This is a genomic window from Pseudomonas sp. UMAB-40 (assembly GCF_900095275.1).
GTDB lineage: Bacteria > Pseudomonadota > Gammaproteobacteria > Pseudomonadales > Pseudomonadaceae > Aquipseudomonas > Aquipseudomonas mandelii_B.
In genome coordinates, this window is the sequence record NZ_LT607572.1 from 127,079 (window position 1) to 143,572 (window position 16,494).

At 59.7% G+C, this 16,494-nt stretch carries 11 protein-coding genes; 1 reads left to right on the forward strand and 10 read right to left on the reverse strand.

What is annotated here, in order from left to right; translation table 11 throughout:
- Positions 1–160 precede the first annotated feature (160 nt).
- The 4 genes from astD to K0F88_RS26480 form a co-directional block, all read right to left on the reverse strand.
- Positions 161–1,630 carry a succinylglutamate-semialdehyde dehydrogenase gene (gene astD, locus K0F88_RS26465; RefSeq protein WP_219097192.1) on the reverse strand — a complete coding sequence of 490 codons (1,470 nt, stop codon included), beginning with the start codon at positions 1,628–1,630 and terminating at the stop codon, positions 161–163.
- Positions 1,627–2,652 carry an arginine N-succinyltransferase gene (gene astA, locus K0F88_RS26470; protein WP_219097186.1) on the reverse strand — a complete coding sequence of 342 codons (1,026 nt, stop codon included), beginning with the start codon at positions 2,650–2,652 and terminating at the stop codon, positions 1,627–1,629. The genes astD and astA overlap by 4 nt, the downstream gene beginning before the upstream one ends.
- A 70-nt stretch (positions 2,653–2,722) precedes the next feature.
- Entirely contained in the window at positions 2,723–3,742 is a 1,020-nt protein-coding gene (aruF, locus tag K0F88_RS26475) for an arginine/ornithine succinyltransferase subunit alpha (RefSeq protein ID WP_010457242.1), read from the reverse strand.
- 227 nt (positions 3,743–3,969) lie between these two features.
- Positions 3,970–5,190, reverse strand: coding sequence for an aspartate aminotransferase family protein (locus tag K0F88_RS26480; protein ID WP_219097187.1), 1,221 nt, complete (start codon positions 5,188–5,190; stop codon positions 3,970–3,972).
- Between the two features lie 286 nt (positions 5,191–5,476).
- Here K0F88_RS26480 and K0F88_RS26485 point away from each other — a divergent pair, with 286 nt between their 5' ends.
- Positions 5,477–10,342, forward strand: coding sequence for a dermonecrotic toxin domain-containing protein (locus K0F88_RS26485; RefSeq protein ID WP_094471103.1), 4,866 nt, complete (start codon positions 5,477–5,479; stop codon positions 10,340–10,342).
- Positions 10,343–10,344: 2 nt separating this feature from the next.
- Here K0F88_RS26485 and K0F88_RS26490 read toward each other — a convergent pair whose 3' ends face one another.
- From K0F88_RS26490 to K0F88_RS26515, 6 genes are all read right to left on the reverse strand, one after another.
- Complete coding sequence (locus K0F88_RS26490; protein ID WP_010457247.1) at positions 10,345–11,325, reverse strand: GlxA family transcriptional regulator; 981 nt, start codon at positions 11,323–11,325, stop codon at positions 10,345–10,347.
- Between the two features lie 244 nt (positions 11,326–11,569).
- The gene (locus tag K0F88_RS26495; RefSeq protein ID WP_008154324.1) at positions 11,570–12,334 is read right to left on the reverse strand and encodes an ABC transporter ATP-binding protein; all 765 of its coding nucleotides are present in this window, start codon (positions 12,332–12,334) and stop codon (positions 11,570–11,572) included.
- A 27-nt stretch (positions 12,335–12,361) separates the two neighbouring features.
- A complete protein-coding gene (locus K0F88_RS26500; RefSeq protein WP_219097188.1) occupies positions 12,362–13,474 on the reverse strand; it encodes a M14 family metallopeptidase in 1,113 nt (370 codons plus the stop codon).
- A 1-nt stretch (position 13,475) separates the two neighbouring features.
- The gene (locus K0F88_RS26505) at positions 13,476–14,174 is read right to left on the reverse strand and encodes an ABC transporter permease (RefSeq protein WP_219097189.1); all 699 of its coding nucleotides are present in this window, start codon (positions 14,172–14,174) and stop codon (positions 13,476–13,478) included.
- Entirely contained in the window at positions 14,171–14,860 is a 690-nt protein-coding gene (locus K0F88_RS26510) for an ABC transporter permease (RefSeq protein WP_010457254.1), read from the reverse strand. The genes K0F88_RS26505 and K0F88_RS26510 overlap by 4 nt, the downstream gene beginning before the upstream one ends.
- A 91-nt stretch (positions 14,861–14,951) precedes the next feature.
- Positions 14,952–15,725, reverse strand: coding sequence for an ABC transporter substrate-binding protein (locus K0F88_RS26515; RefSeq protein ID WP_219097190.1), 774 nt, complete (start codon positions 15,723–15,725; stop codon positions 14,952–14,954).
- Positions 15,726–16,494: the final 769 nt, after the last annotated feature.

A 16,494-nucleotide genomic window follows, 5' to 3' on the forward strand; every position in this document is an offset into this window, starting at 1 on the left:
CTCCACGAGAATCTGTTTGTTATAGGCATCAGTAACTGACTGTTCAGTGCGACCGAGTCGCAGCTATCGCGGGCAAGCCCGGCTCCCACAGGTTCGGAGGTGTTCACACACTTTGTGTCCGACCCAATCACTGTGGGAGCCAGCCTGCTGGCGATGGGCGTTACGCCATTTTCACGCCAGGCGTCAGCGAGGCAGGCAACACCAGGCTCGGCGTTTCCAGCGACGCCACCGGGTACGCGCAGTAATCTGCGGCGTAGTAGGCGCTGGCGCGGTGGTTGCCCGAGGCGCCGACGCCGCCGAATGGCGCGCTGCTCGCGGCGCCGGTCAGCTGTTTGTTCCAGTTGACGATACCGGCACGGCTTTCCAGCCAGAACTGCTGATAACGCGCTTCGGAATCCGACAGCAAGCCAGCCGCGAGGCCATAGTCCGTGTCGTTGGCTTCAGCAATCGCCGCTTCAAAATCAGCGTAGCGGATCACTTGCAGCAGCGGGCCGAACAGCTCCTCGTCAGGACGATCGGCGACAGCCGTCACGTCCAGGATGCCCGGTGTCAGCAACGCGGCTTGCGCCTGAGGCTGAGTCATTTCCAGCAGCGCCACGGCGCCATTGGCCAGCAGGTGTTCTTGCGCATCCATCAACGCTTTCGCAGCACCGAGGGAAATCACCGAGCCCATGAACGGTGCCGGTTGCTGATCAAACGCACCGACTTCAATCGTCGAGCTGACCGCCACCAGACGCGCCAGCAACGTGTCGCCCCAGGCGCCCTGTGGCACCAGCAAGCGACGGGCACAGGTGCAACGCTGGCCGGCGGAAATGAATGCCGACTGGATGATGGTGTAAACGGCAGCATCGAGGTCTGCGACCTGATCCACCACCAGCGGGTTGTTACCGCCCATCTCCAACGCGAGGATCTTGTCCGGACGACCGGCGAATTGCTGGTGCAGGTGATTGCCGGTGCGGCTCGAACCGGTGAAGAACAGACCGTCGATGCCCGGGTTCGCGGCCAGGGCGATACCGGTTTCGCGAGCGCCTTGCAGCAGGTTCAACACGCCCGCCGGCAGACCGGCTTCGATCCAGCATTTAACCGTCAGTTCGGCGACTTTCGGCGTCAGTTCGCTGGGCTTGAACAGCACGCTGTTACCGGCCAGCAGTGCCGGCACGATGTGACCGTTCGGCAAATGACCCGGGAAGTTGTAAGGCCCGAACACCGCCACCACGCCGTGTGGCTTGTGGCGCAGCACGGCAGTGGCGTCGCCCAGCGGCCCGCTCTTCTCGCCGGTACGCTCGCGGTAGCTCTGCACCGAGATCGCAATCTTGTTGACCATGCTGGTCACTTCGGTCGCCGACTCCCACAACGGTTTACCGGTTTCCTCACCAATGGTGCGGGCCAGTTCGTCAGCGTGGTTTTTCAGCGCGGCGGCAAAGGCTTCAAGCACGGTAATGCGCTCGTCGAGGGTACGACGGGCCCAGCCCGGAAACGCCTGACGAGCAGCCTGCACGGCCGACTCAACCTGAGCGGCGGTCGCGCCTTCGCCGGTCCACAGCACTTGCTGGGTCACCGGGTTCAGCGACTGGAAGGCTTCGCCCTGACCGGCCAGCCATTCACCTGCGATGTATAGCGAATTCATTATTTCGACTCCCTGGCAGCAGACAACGGAACGGCGCGCACTTGATCGCCGGCGTTGAGTTGAAGACGTTTGGCGGTCAGCGGATCGACGACCAACGTACCGGCGGCGAAGCGTGCTGGCGCGGCAGTGATGCGGCAGTCTTCGCGCTTGCGGTTGTGAATCAGGAACGGGGTAGCATCATCACCCGGTGTGCCGATGGCCAACACCAGTGCCTGGCTGTCGCGCACGGCGCGGATCTTGCCGGTTTCGCACTCGACCGCAGGGCCGGCGTCGAAGATGTCGACGTAGCCTTGGTAGCTGAAACCCTCGCTCTTGAGCATGGCCAGCGCCGGCTCGGTGTCCGGGTGAACCTGACCGATGACGTTGCGCGCGTCTGGCGACAGGAAGCAGGTGTACAGCGGGAATTTCGGCATCAATTCGGCGATGAACGCCTTGTTGCCCACGCCGGTCAGGTAATCGGCCTGGCTGAATTCCATCTTGAAGAAGTGACGGCCCAGGCTTTCCCAGAATGGCGAGCGCCCGGCTTCGTCGGACACGCCGCGCATCTCGGCAATGATCTTGTTGCCAAACAGTTGCGAGAACTCGGCGATGAACAGCATCCGCGCCTTGGCCAGCATGCGGCCGTTGAGGCCCGTGCGGTAATCGGCGTGGAGGAACAGCGAACACAATTCAGAGTTGCCGGTCAGGTCGTTGGCCAGGAACAGCGTCGGGATCTCGCGGTAGATGTTCAGCTCTTGCGAGGCGCTGACCGTCAGGCCGACCCGGAAGTTGTACCAAGGCTCACGCAGGCCGACAGCGCCGGCGATGGCGGAAATACCCACCACACGGCCGTCATCGTCTTCGAGCACGAACAGGTAATCTGCATCGCCCCGCCCGGCTTCACCGCGAAAGGTCTTCTCGGCCCAGCCGACCCGATGGGCCAGACGTTCTTCGTTGGCCGGCAAGGTGGTCAGGCCGGTGCCGGTGCTGCGGGCCAGGTCGATCAGAGCGGGTAAATCGCTGCTGCGTACAGGACGAACGATCATGCTATCTCCTCAAACGGGCCGCTTGCGCCACCCGCGAAACTTCGCTGCTTTCTAAACACTCAAGCAGTCGTTAAACCGCCACCAGTCGCACGCTCGCACCTTCACCGACGCCCAGGGCTTCGGCCGCTTCCAGATCCAGGGTCACGGGTTTGCCCGGCGCGTAATCGAGCTCGAGCAATACCGCGCGGTAATCCTGCAACTGGGCGTTGGCCACCAGGTACTGACGTCCGACGCCTTTGACCGCCTCGCCAATTTTCACCGGCACCACACGGCTCTGGGCAATCGAACGAATCCCGGAAACGCGGGCATGCAACGTCGGGCCGCCGTCGAAAATGTCGATGTAGTGATCGGTCTCGAAGCCTTCGCGCATCAGGATGTCGAAGGTGATCTGTGCGCGTGGGTGCACCTGGCCCATTGCTTCTTGAGCGGTGTCCGGCAGCAAAGGCACGTAGATCGGGTAATGCGGCATCAGTTCGGCGAGGAAGGTCCGGCTCTTCAGGCCGCACAGCCGCTCGGCCTCGGCGTAGTTGAGGTCGAAGAAGTTGCGACCGATCGCGTCCCAGAACGGCGAATCGCCATTTTCGTCGCTGTAACCGACGATCTCGGTCACCACGGAATCGGCAAAGCGCTCCGGGTGGCTGGCGACGAACAGCAGACGACCACGAGAATTGAGCTCGGCCCACGGCGAACCCACCAGCTCGCGCTGCACGTAGAAACTGGTCAGCAAGCTGTTGCCGGTCAGGTCATGGCACTGCGAGAGCACGTGAATCTTGTTATGAATCTTCAGCTCGCGGGAGGCGTGCACGAAGGTTTCATTACGGAAGCTGTAGAACGGCTCGGAATAACCGGCGGAGGCGACGATTGCAGAGCAACCGACCAATTTGCCGGTGGTCGAGTCTTCGAGGACGAAGAAATAGCTTTCTTCACCGTTGAAGCTGACTTCAGCGGAAAACGAGGCTTCGCTTGCGGCGATCTTGTCGCTCAGGCGTTCAACGTCATCCGGCAAGGAAGTGACACCAATCGGGCTGTCCGCAGCCAGACGCTGTACCTCGCCCAGATCAGCCATTTGCGCGGGGCGCATCACCAGCATGGTGTCACTCCTTAATCTCAGAACTTACAGAAGAAAAAATCCCGGGCCACCCCTGAAACAACTCAGAGTCAACTGTGGGAGCTAGCCTGCTAGCGATATCGTCCTGTCAGGCAACAATGATGTTGGCTATCAGGCCCTCATCGCTAGCAGGCTAGCTCCCACACTTTTGATCCAGCACGAAACAAAAATTGGTTCGACGCCTGAAATGCCAGGCGTCGAAGGGTCTATCAGGCTTGCGTCAGCTTGGCCACGGCGCGTTCGAAGCGATCCAGGCCCTCGTCGATGTCCGAGTCTTCAACCACCAGGCTTGGCGCGAAACGCACCACGTCCGGGCCGGCTTGCAGAATCATCAGGCCTTCACGTTCGGCGGCGTTGAAGATGTCTTTGGCCTTGCCTTTCCAGGCATCGCTCAGCACGCAACCAATCAACAGACCCATACCGCGGACCTTGGTGAAAATGCCGTACTTCTCGCCGATCTGCTCAAGGCGCGCCTTGAACTTGTCATGCTTGGCCTTGACGCCAGCCAGCACTTCAGGGGTGTTGACCACGTCGATCACGGCTTCCGCGACCGCACACGCCAGCGGGTTGCCGCCGTAAGTAGTGCCGTGAGTGCCGACGACCAGGTGTTTGGCCAGGTCTTCGGTGGTCAGCATCGCCGCGATCGGGAAACCGCCGCCCAGGCTCTTGGCGCTGGTCAGGATGTCCGGGACCACGCCGTAATGCTGATAGGCGAACAGATGGCCGGTACGACCCATGCCAGTCTGTACTTCGTCGAAGATCAGCAGCGCGTTGTGCGCAGTGCACAGATCACGGGCGCCTTGCAGGTACTCAAGTTCAGCCGGGATCACACCGCTTTCGCCCTGGATCGGCTCCAGCACCACAGCGCAGGTCTTGTCGGAAATGGCGGCTTTCAGCGCAGCCAGATCGTTGTACGGCACGTGGGTGATACCGGTGATCTTCGGACCGAAGCCATCGGAATACTTCGACTGGCCACCGACGTTCACGGTGAACAGAGTACGGCCGTGGAAGCTGTTGAGCGCGGCGATGATTTCGTACTTCTCGCTGCCGAACCGATCAAAACCGACGCGACGGGCCAGCTTGAAAGCGGCCTCGTTGGCTTCGGCGCCGGAGTTGCAGAAGAAAGCACGCTCGGCAAAGGTGGCGTTGATCAGCTTATGCGCCAGGCGCAAGGCCGGCTCATTGGTGAACACGTTGGACACGTGCCACAGCTTGTTCGCCTGCTCGGTCAAGGCACCGACCAGCGCCGGGTGCGCATGGCCCAATACGTTAACGGCAATCCCGCCGGCGAAGTCGATCAGCTCGCGGCCAGACTGGTCCCAGACATGGGAACCGGCGCCACGCACAGGAATGAATGCGGCAGGCGCGTAGTTGGGAACCATTACCTGGTCGAAATCGGCGCGTTCTACCGCAGCGTGCTCAACGGACATCGGAGTCTCCTGAAGAGGAACACTCGCCGGAAACTGGCGAGCGATGGGGGGATTGTAAGGACAGTTTTCAGCCCGGCCTTGCCGCCAAGCGACAACTTCTTATAGCGCAAACCCCGGTTTTTCCCGGGTTTACGGCAATGCGACATATAGGGTCGCAAAGGCGCAGTTTAAACTGCCGGCACAGGTTATAGGCAGGCTTGTCGAGTGGTGCGGTAAATATGTACCGCACCAGACCGGTCATCGTCTGTTTTGCTGGTGACTCATCCAAACGCTAAGGGAATAGCGCATGAGTCGACACGAAAACGATCGCCCCTCTAATGCCACCGGCAATGAATCCGCCACGCAGCCGGACGATCACTACCATCACCTGTTCAACAATCTGCCGACCTGGGTATTGGAAGCATCGGCCACCACACGCGACGCCCTAAAAACCGCCTCGCTTGCCACGCCGTACTGGCACGCCACAGCGACATCCCTCCAACACCAGTCGCTGAAAAAGCTCGGCCAGGAACACTGGACCCAGCGAAATCGCCTGGACTCAACGCTGTCGAAACTGCAAAGCGCACGCGCCTTCGCCGAACCTCTTCTAAGCGAAGCCTTGAAAACCCGATTTGATCTGGAACTGGACATCAACACCACTTTCCTGCGCCTGTACATCCCGCAAACCGTGCCCTGGTTCGGAATCAAGACGGGCGCCGCACGCACCTGGACCGTGTCGCTGCTCGACGCCGTCCTGCATAACTTTCAGGAATCAGAAATGGCGGCTGAGGCTTACGAGCCCGCCTCGACATTCATTACCGAACCATCGCCCGCAGGGCAGTTCGATACGCTGCCCGCGGTCAAACAGAAACTGACCGTCGCAGCCTTTGTGCGGCTGTGCCGGGAACTGGACATCGGCGCCCGGTACAACACGTACCTCAAAGACAACCTGGGGCTGACCAACCCGGTGGCCGGCGCAGTGTTGAAAGCGAAGGTGATCAGCTCGCACAAAACGGCACTCAAAGCGGCGCTGCTAATGGCCCATATCCGCAAGGATATTCCAGAGGATGCCTATCACTCGATCTTGCGTCTTGTGGAAGGACGTTCGGGGGCGCGCCTCAATGGCCAACCGCTGTACGGCCATGACTTGACCATCATGTCCTCCTCCCTGACCGGGATTGTCATTTTCGCAGCGAGCCTGGAGCGCGCCCGCAAGGGAACACGGATCATTGCCTACATTCCCGACGATCCCGAGCATCCACTCAAGGAATATCCAAACACTCTGGCGTTCATGACCGAACTGACCCGCAAGCTGCGCGCCCCCGCCTACCAGACGTTCTTCAGCCGCTTTGTCGAGCATAAGGAAAGAGGGCATTTTTTCGCGGATCTCAACCGTCGCCTCCAGCGCGTGACCTGGCATCAGCACACGCGTGGCGACCCGCTGCCGAGCTGGCGCGAAACGCCCATCGACAGGCCCAACCTGCGGTTTTCAATGACGCCGCTCAGCGCAGACCTGTGGAATCATCTCTATCAGCGACAACTGAACAAGATCCTCAACGATGCCAGCACGCTGGCCGTTTCCACCGCCACTGCCGACAGAAACGCACGATGGGCATCGTGGGACGCCTTCAGCAAAGTGGGATCGATACTCCTTGAAATCGCGACGTTCGTGGCATTGCCGTTCGTCCCGCTTCTCGGCGAAGTGATGCTGGGTTACATGGCTTACCAGTTACTCGACGAAACCTTCGAAGGCATCGTGGAGTTGGCCGAAGGACTGAAAAAAGAGGCCGTCGGGCATCTGATCGCACTCGCTGAAACTGTGGTTGAGGTGGGCACATTCGCGGTGGGCGGTGTGATTGCAGCCGGCGCTTTCAGCCGCTTGCTTTCGCGCGAAGCAGTCGCGCTGGTCGACCCATTCAAACCCGTCGCAACACAGAAAGGAAAAGTCCGCTACTGGAAGCAGGATCTGACCCCTTACGAACACGCACAGAGCCTGCCCGAAGGCGCAAACCCCGATCAGCTTGGCCTGTATCGCCACGGGGGCAAGACGCTGCTGCCGCTGGAAGGAAAACTGTATGCCGTGAAACCCGACGGCACATCCGGCACGTTTCAGATCGAGCACCCGACCCGCGCCGATGCTTATCAGCCTTCTTTACTGCACAACAACCACGGCGCCTGGCACACCGAGCTGGAGCAACCGCTGGAGTGGGATCGGGAAACGGTCATGCGTCGTCTCGGTCAGGGTGTCGAGTCGTTCAGCAACGCCGAACGCGAGCAGATCCTGCGGGTCAGCGGATTCCACGACAACGCCGTGCGCGAAATGCATGCCGAACATTACCGCCCGCCTTCGCTGCTGACCGACACGATCAAGCGCTTCAAGATCAACCGGGACATCGACACCTTTATCGAGCAGATCGGCAGTGAGCAACCCGAGCACTACCGAAAGGCCGATGCAGCCCTGCAACATCAACTGCTGAGCGGCTACGACGCCTGGCCTGTCGACACGCCGATGCCGACACCGCAAGCCCAAACATCAGCCTTCAGACGACGGACCGCCGAACTCGCCCGGGATTACCGCAAATCGCTGTTCGATCTGCGCTATCGCGCACTGGAAAAAACCGATGACCTGCACGTCCAGCGGCTGCTCGATGACGTAAAGGGATTACCCACCGATATCGCCGAGGAACTGGTGAGCAACGCGTCCGGCACCGAACTGAAACAGCTGCACTCCGGCCGCACACCCCAGCGACTCAAGGATGCTGCGCTCAAAGCCATGGAAGCCGTGCGCGCGACCCGGGCCAGTGAAGGCTTTTATTCCGAAGCGCTGGACACCACCGACACCCACCGACTGGCCTTGCAAAGCCTGAATTCACTGCCCGGTTTGCCAGCCGAATTGCGTATCGAAGTGCGGGACTACTCGGCCGAAGGGACTTTGCGCGACAGCATTGGCCAGGCCGATGCGCCCATTCAAAAAACACTGATTCGCGCTGAAGACGGGACTTACCAGGTTCACCAAGACGATGGTTCGACGCCGGGTGATTTTTATCAGGCCCTGTTCCGGGCACTGCCGGATGCGCAACGCAATAAGCTGAACCCTTCGATCGCAGACGCCCGGGCACTTAAACAGCGCATCGCCGAACACGCGCTGGAGCAACCGGGTTTAGGCAGGCTGTTCGCCAAAAATCCCCATCGAAAACCGTTCTATGACCCGACCACCATGCGCCTGCCCGGTGGTGCCGAGGGCTACAGTCGAATCAACCGCGAGACACCGACGCTCAACGACCGGGTTCGCGAGGTTTACCCCAACCTGCCTCCGGAAGAAATGCAGTCCATTGTTCAGGGACTGCAACTTCATCCCGATGGCGCTCGCGTAGAACTTTCACGTTTGAGGAGGGAGTTGGCCCGACTGCATCAGGACCTGCGCGTCTGGGTCAGTGAATCACCCACTGCCCATCCTGAAACCGGGCGCCCGCTCAGCGAGCTGGAGCAACACGCCGAGCGGAACAATCGACGTTTGCTGGCCCAGGAAATCCAGCGCAGCTGGCGGCGACAGTCCGACCGGGATTTCGACACACCGGAGGGGGTGACCCAATATGTGCTCAGGTTTGCAGAGCCGATCCTCGGTGACTTGCCATCACTGGATGCCGACTTCAGCCATGTGTCGCTGCTGTCCCTGGAAGGTACCCGCAGCGTGCAGGGTATTCCTCCGTTTCTACGGGGTTTCAGCGGGCTGCGCCGCCTGGAGTTGCGCCGCTTTTCCCTGGCCACCCTCCCCGACCCCATCAGTCGAATGCCAGACCTTCACGCCTTGGTGTTAAGCGATTGCGGCATCACAGTCGACGCCGCCGCTTGGTCGAAACTGACGTCATTGAACAAACTGGCTATGCTGGACCTGTACAAAAATACGTTTGAAACCCTGCCGCGTATCGACACCATGAGCGAACTGGAGCACCTGGACCTGAGCGATACCCGCCTGACAGGGATTCCAGCCAGCCTTCTCCAACACCCGAAGCTTGAAACCCTCCTTTTGATGAACAACCGCATCAGCGAGTTGCCTGCCGGGTTATTCGAAAGTTCGCTGTATGACAAGCGCGGCCTGCACCTCACACACAACCCGCTTTCGAACAGCGCCCGAGAATTGATCAAACAACACCACTTCGAAACTACCTACGACATGGGTGTCTTTGCCCCCGAGGCCGATGTTGATCGGGTCAAGGCGCTGTACCCCAGCATGGAAGTCGAGCAGACAAGCGAGTTCGTCTACGAATTGCCGGGAAGCCTGGAGGATGGCCGCACCTATCTGACGCGCCTTGAAGAAGAGCTCACCCAACTGAAAAATGATTTGTCTGCCTGGACTGCCAATGTTCCGGACCGGCACCCCGTGACAGGCGAAGCGTTCAGCGCCGACCAACTCGCTGCCGAGCACGCCAACCGAGACGAATTCAAGCAGTCGCTTGAGAAGTGTTGGCAACGTGAGTCTGAACTGGATGATTTCAACGACACACTTGAGCCGACGTTCGAACTCAAGGTTCGTCCGGTCATCAATGGAGAACTGCCGGCCCTGAGTGCAGACTTCAGTCATGTTTCCGCGCTGGAGGTACACAGTGCCGAGGGCGCCACGCGACTCGGGCGCTTCCTCGAGTCCTTTCCAAACCTCAAGAGCCTGAGGCTGCGCGAGTGTGACCTTGGTGACATTCCCGATTCGGTTTTCAAGATGGGGCGCCTGCGCTCACTGTCGCTCCCCGATTGCCGGGTCAGCTTGTCAGCCGAGACGGCAAGTGCATTGGCAGGAATGGAACAGCTTGATTACTTGGACCTGGGCTTCAACCCGCTGGGGCGCACGCCGGATCTAAGCCAAATGCCCGAACTGTCGACCGTGCTGCTCAACGACGCCGGCATCACTGACATACCCGATGGCCTGCTTCAGCTGAAGGACCTGGACTGGGCCGACCTGAGCATGAATGCGATTACCGAGGTGCCGAGCGACCTGCTGGAATTGCCAGTGGAGATTGCTGAAAACATCACCTTGAGAGGCAATCCGTTTTCGGAGGAAAGCCTTGCGCGACTGGTCCGCTACTTTGAACTGACCCGTGCGGATTTTGGCGTGGACGAGGTCATCAACCGAGGTGAAATGCAGGTGTCCACCTCAGAGGGTTCCGAGATCGACGAGTAACATCAGCCGCGCTCGGACGGCACCGACGACAACTCGAATGGACTGCTGCTGCGTCGCTGGTTGCGATCCTCCCGCGGCGTGGCGCCGAAGAAGTTGCGGTAGGCGCTGGAGAAATGCGGCCCCGAAGAGAAGCCACACGACAGGCCGATCTGGATGATCGACTTGCTGGTTTGCATCAACATCTGCCGGGCCTTGTTCAGGCGCAGTTCCAGGTAGTACTGGCTCGGCACGCGGTTGAGGTATTGCTTGAAGATCCGCTCCAGCTGTCGACGGGACACGCACACGTGCTGGGCGATTTCGTCGGTGGTCAGCGGTTCTTCGATGTTGGCTTCCATCAGCAACACCGCTTGGGTGAGCTTCGGATGGCTGGAACCGAGGCGGTTCTGCAGTGGAATGCGCTGGCGTTCACCGCCCTCGCGGATACGCTCGACCACCAGTTCTTCGGAGACAGCACCTGCCAGTTCGGCGCCGTGATCACGGGCCAGCACAGCCAGCAACAGATCGAGTACCGACAAGCCGCCACACGCAGTCAGGCGATCACGATCCCAATCGAACAGATGGCTGGTGGCGATAACTTTGGGGAAGCGTTCGGCGAAATCGTCCTGCCAGCGCCAATGCACGGCAGCGCGGTAACCGTCGAGCAAACCCAATTGCGCCAATGGGTAGACACCGGCGGATAAACCACCGATCACACAACCGGCACGCACCAGTTGTTTCAGCGAACTGCTGAGCGCCGGCGCGAGGGTGGTCGGCGGCTCATCGGCGAGCAGAAACAATTTCTGGAAGTTTTCGAGCTTGCCGGCCCACGGCTCACCCGGCAATTGCCAGGCGCCTTCGGTCGGTGGTTCGGCCTGCAAAAACGACAATTCGTAGACAACATCCGGATGCACACGCTGGGCAACACGCAAGGCCTCCTCAGCCAGCGCAAGCGTCAGTGCTTTAGTGCTGGGCCAAATCAGGAAACCAATTCGATGGGCAGTCATGGCGGGCAATCCGAAACGAAAACAGTGATGAAGGCATGGGCCAATGCTAGCCCGTAAAAGAACGCAAATCTCAAAACCAACAGAGATCAACTGTAGGAGCCGGCTTGCTGGCGATGGCGGAATGTCTATGCCAAATATGCAAACTGGCCCACCGCTATCGCTGGCAAGCCAGCTCCCACAGGGATCGGAGCCGGCCTTCAGGTTGCGAAGCATGCACTATCCCGGTGCGCAACGGGAGTTCGGTTTACTTCAGGCTACCCGAGAGGAATTGTTGCAGACGTTCAGACTGTGGATTGACCAGCACTTCACGCGGGTTGCCGCTTTCTTCGACAACACCTTTGTGCAGGAACACCAGTTGGTTCGACACTTCACGGGCGAAGCCCATTTCGTGCGTTACCACGACCATGGTCCGGCCTTCCAGCGCCAAGGCCTGCATCACTTTCAGTACGTCGCCGACCAGTTCCGGGTCGAGTGCCGAGGTCGGTTCGTCAAACAGCATCACCTCAGGTTCCATCGCCAACGCACGGGCAATCGCCACGCGCTGCTGCTCGCCGCCGGACATGTGGCCCGGGTAAGCGTCTTTGCGATGGGCCACGCCCACCTTGTTCAGGTAGTGCTCAGCTTTTTCACGGGCTTCGGCCTTGGACATGCCCAGCACGTGAACCGGCGCTTCCATGATGTTTTCCAGCGCGGTCATGTGCGACCACAGGTTGAAATGCTGGAACACCATCGACAGGCGCGAACGCATGCGTTGCAGCTGTTTCGGGTCGGCCGCCTTCAGCGCGCCGTCCTTGTTGGCGACCAGTTTCAGCTCTTCGTTGTTGAGCAGAATCTTGCCCGCGTGCGGCTGCTCGAGCAGGTTGATGCAGCGCAGGAAAGTACTTTTGCCGGAGCCACTGGAGCCGATGATGCTGATCACATCGCCAGCCGCCGCTTTCAGGGACACGCCCTTGAGCACTTCGTGACTGCCATAGCGTTTATGCAGGTCTTGGACTTCAAGTTTGTACATGCGGTCGGTTCTCACAAAAACAGTCAGTCAGTCGTTGAGCAAGCGCCCGTGACGCAGCGCTTCGCGCCCCGCCACCTTGGCCAGCCAGAAACCGGGTTGGGCATAACGCAGCCGTTCAATGGCAAACAGCACCCCGGACGTACCAGCACACACCGTGCTGACCCGATCCGATAACGGATCGATCACTTCGAAAATCTCGTCGCCGGCTTCGATCCACTCACCGGGTTTACGCAAAAAGCTGATCACACCCGGGTGCGGCGCGAACAGCAATTCGGTGCCTTCGAACGGCATGCCTTCGCACGCTTCTTGCGCAGGCTTGGGCCATTCGCCGCTGATCAAGCCTTGCTCGGCGAGGAACGCCAGAATGCCTTCGGCGTAAGCCTCGGCGTCCGCGCGACCGGTGTCGGCCTGACCACCCAGTTCAATGGTAGTCGCCAGACAGGCCAGTGGAATCTGCGCATCCGGAAACTGACGCGACAGGCGCAGCCACGGCAGCGAGCACGCCTCGTCAAAAGAACTGCCGCCCGAATCTTCCGCCAGCAGCCCCACTTTCACATTCAGGTGCGCGGCCAGCGAACGCCATTGCGGCCAGTGTTGCGGCAAGGCGTACATGTGCAGCGCGGCTTCGGCATCACAGTGCAAATCCAGCACGACATCAGCGGTGCAAGCGTGGCTGAGCAAGATGCGCTGCATGCCTTGCAACTGGCTCGCGGCCGGCGGCAATGCCGCCAGTGCGTCGCTCATGGCTTGACGGATCAAACGGATATTGGCGTGAGGATCATCGCCCAGGTGGCCTTCCAGCTCAGCGGCCACTGGCGCGCTCAGCTCGACGAAATCCCGGTTGAAGTTCTTGCCGCTGCCCGCTTCGAAACGACCTTGATGGCTGCCTTGCAACAGTTGACCGAGGCCCAGTGGATTGGCCACCGGCACCAGTTCGATCACACCGTTGAGCAGGCCTTGGGCTTCGAGTTCGACCAGGCGCTTTTTCAGCTCCCAGGCCGTGCGCATGCCCGGCAACTCATCGGCGTGCAGGCTGGCCTGGATGTAGGCCTTGCGCTCGCCGCTACCGAAGCGGAACACCGAAATCTGGCGTTCGCTGCCCAGGTGGTTCCACGGCAATGAATGATCGATGCGTTCCATATCAGTGCTTCCGCGGGGCCAGATAGCCCAGCCAGCGGCGCTCGGCCAGTTTGAACAGCTTCACCAGAATGAAGGTCAGGCACAGATAGAACACGCCGGCCGTGATGTACGCTTCGAACGGCAAGTAGAACTGAGCGTTGACCGTGCGCGCGGCACCGGTGATGTCGATCAGGGTCACGATGGACGCCAGACTGGTGGTCTGCAGCATCATGATCACTTCGTTGCTGTACTGCGGCAGCGCCCGGCGCAGGGCCGATGGCAGCAGGATGCGCTTGTACATTTTGTAGCGCGACATGCCCATGGCCTTGGCCGCTTCGATCTCGCCGTTCGGCGTGGCGCGCAGGCTGCCGGCAATGATTTCAGCGGTGTAGGCGCTGGTGTTGATCGCAAAGGCCAGGCACGCACAGAACGTCGCGCTAGACAGCCACGGCCACAAGAAGCTTTCGCGTACCGCTTCGAACTGCGCCAGACCGTAGTAGATCAAGAACAGCTGCACCAGCATCGGCGTGCCGCGGATCACGTAGGTGTAGAGCCAGGCCGTCATGTTGACGACGGCGTTCTTGGAGACGCGCATCAAGCCCAACGGCAAAGCACACAGCAGGCCGAAAAACAGCGACAGCGCGAGCAATTTGAGGGTGGTCAACAGGCCGCCGAAGTACAGCGGCAAGGCCTCCCAAATGACGTTGTAGTCGAAGATCATAGATCAGCCGCCCTTACGCCTACCGAGTAGCGCTTCTCAAGGTGACGCAATGCCAGCAACGAGACACTGGTAATCACCAGGTACATCGCCGCCACTGCGAGGAAGAAGGTGAAAGGCTCGCGGGTGGCATCTGCCGCCTGCTTGGCCTTGAACATCATGTCTTGCAGACCCACCACCGAAATCAACGCCGTGGCCTTGGTCAGCACCAGCCAGTTGTTGGTGAAGCCCGGAATCGCCAGACGGATCATCTGCGGTACCAACACCCGGAAGAACACCTGGAAACTGCTCATGCCGTAGGCCATGCCGGCTTCTGCCTGACCTTTAGGGATTGCCATGAAGGCGCCACGGAAGGTTTCCGACAAGTACGCACCGAAGATGAAACCCAGGGTGCCGATACCGGCGGCCAGCGGGTTCAGGTCGATGTAGTCGTCAAAGCCGAGCATCGGCGCCACGCGGTTGAGCAGGTCCTGACCACCGTAGAAAATCAGCAGGATCAGTACCAGATCGGGAATACCGCGGATCACCGTGGAATACAGGTCGCCCAGCCAGGCCAGCCAGCGAACCGGCGACAGACGCAATGCAACGCCGATCAGGCCCAGAAAGATGGCCAGGACCATGGAGGACAAGGCGAGCTGAAGCGTCAGCCATGCGCCATCGAGGATGACAGCCCCGTAGCCTTTCAACATGATTCAGGTCCTCGAATGTTGGGATGAAAAAATGGCGCAAACCTCAGAGATCCTGTTGCTTGCGCCATTTCGGACTTGTCGCCGGGACGTGTTACTTGCCGTAGATGTCAAAGGCGAAGTATTTGTCCTGGATTTGCTTGTACTTGCCGTTCTCGCGAATGGCAGCGATCGCGGTGTTGATCTTGTCTTTCAGCGCGTCACCCTTGCGAACCGCGATACCCACGCCGTCGCCGAAGTATTTGACGTCGGTGAAGGCCGGGCCAACGAAGGCGAAACCTTTGCCGGCGTCGGTTTTCAGGAAACCGTCATCCAGCAGCGTAGCGTCTGCCACGGTGCCGTCGAGGCGACCAGCGGCCACGTCGAGGTAGATTTCGTTCTGCGAACCGTAAGGCTTGATCTCGGCACCCAGCGGGGCCAGGACTTCGCGGGCGAAACGCTCGTGGATCGAACCACGTTGCACGCCGATATTCTTGCCCTTCAGCTCAGTCAGGCCTTCGCTGACTTGAGTGCCGGCCTTCATGACCAGGCGCGCCGGGGTGTTGTAGTACTTGTTGGTGAAGTCCACGGATTTCTTGCGGTCTTCAGTGATCGACATGGACGACAGGATCGCGTCGATCTTGCGCACTTTGAGCGCCGGAATCAGACCGTCGAACTCTTGCTCAACCCACACGCACTTGACCTTCATCTCTTCGCACAGGGCGTTGCCGATGTCGTAGTCGAAACCAACGATGCTGCCGTCCGGTGCTTTGGAAGCGAACGGAGGGTAAGCCGCTTCGATACCGATTTTCAGAGGTTTTTCATCAGCGAAAGTCGGCAGGGACAGCACGGACAGTGCCAGGGCGCCAAGCAGCACGAGTTTCTTCATCTTGGGACTCCATCGGTAAAGGGCTAAAACGGCAGAGTGAGCAACAGCCCAATATGCGAGTGAGTGGAACCGGAAAGCGATGCTGCGTCGTAGGAATCGCGCGATTTTTTCAACACGAGCAACAACGAGCGAGTGATCGGCATTCTAACGACAGGCCCGAAGCCGATATTTCTTCAATGCGACAACTAATTACAGATGCACTGAGAAAGTCGTTTGAGCACGTTGACAGCCTTGCAAATTCATGCAAGAGCAAAAGACAGTTAACCTATCTGTATTGCAAATTGCGGGCCTATTATTGGCAAACCCTTCTAATCCGGCAAGCGCAGCGTTGTGTCTTATTTTTTGGCTGGGCTGGAGAGGCCCGGGAATGGGGGCTGGCGTTTCCCAATGCCCCGCCTCGGCGCGCGCGGTTACACATTCAGTTACTTGAATGGGGGTGGGTAACAGTGGGAAATCACCTACAGCGGACACCGATAATTATTGGTCGTTGTTTATGTTGCACCTGACAGGCCGCCATCGCGGGCAAGCCCGCTCCCACAGGGCTTTTGGAGTACATGCAATCCGCGCCACAACTCAAATACCTGTGGGAGCGGGCTTGCCCGCGATGAGGTCCGCACCGCCAACACAAAACCATCAGCTAATAAAAAACCCCACCAGGCTCAACACCTGGCGGGGCTTCGATGACTCTAGAATCAGCGCTTACGCGACGTTCATGATCTTGTGCTCATCAATCAAATGCTGCACCACACCCGGATCCGCCAGGGTGGAG

Bases quoted from the DNA above. Each gene is read 5' to 3' on its own strand.
- K0F88_RS26510 (WP_010457254.1), bottom strand. From the start codon at position 14,860: ATGTTGAAAGGCTACGGGGCTGTCATCCTCGATGGCGCATGGCTGACG.
- K0F88_RS26505 (WP_219097189.1), bottom strand. From the start codon at position 14,174: ATGATCTTCGACTACAACGTCATTTGGGAGGCCTTGCCGCTGTACTTC.
- K0F88_RS26485 (WP_094471103.1), top strand. From the start codon at position 5,477: ATGAGTCGACACGAAAACGATCGCCCCTCTAATGCCACCGGCAATGAA.
- K0F88_RS26490 (WP_010457247.1), bottom strand. From the start codon at position 11,325: ATGACTGCCCATCGAATTGGTTTCCTGATTTGGCCCAGCACTAAAGCA.
- astA (WP_219097186.1), bottom strand. From the start codon at position 2,652: ATGATCGTTCGTCCTGTACGCAGCAGCGATTTACCCGCTCTGATCGAC.
- aruF (WP_010457242.1), bottom strand. From the start codon at position 3,742: ATGCTGGTGATGCGCCCCGCGCAAATGGCTGATCTGGGCGAGGTACAG.
- K0F88_RS26495 (WP_008154324.1), bottom strand. From the start codon at position 12,334: ATGTACAAACTTGAAGTCCAAGACCTGCATAAACGCTATGGCAGTCAC.
- K0F88_RS26480 (WP_219097187.1), bottom strand. From the start codon at position 5,190: ATGTCCGTTGAGCACGCTGCGGTAGAACGCGCCGATTTCGACCAGGTA.
- K0F88_RS26515 (WP_219097190.1), bottom strand. From the start codon at position 15,725: ATGAAGAAACTCGTGCTGCTTGGCGCCCTGGCACTGTCCGTGCTGTCC.
- K0F88_RS26500 (WP_219097188.1), bottom strand. From the start codon at position 13,474: ATGGAACGCATCGATCATTCATTGCCGTGGAACCACCTGGGCAGCGAA.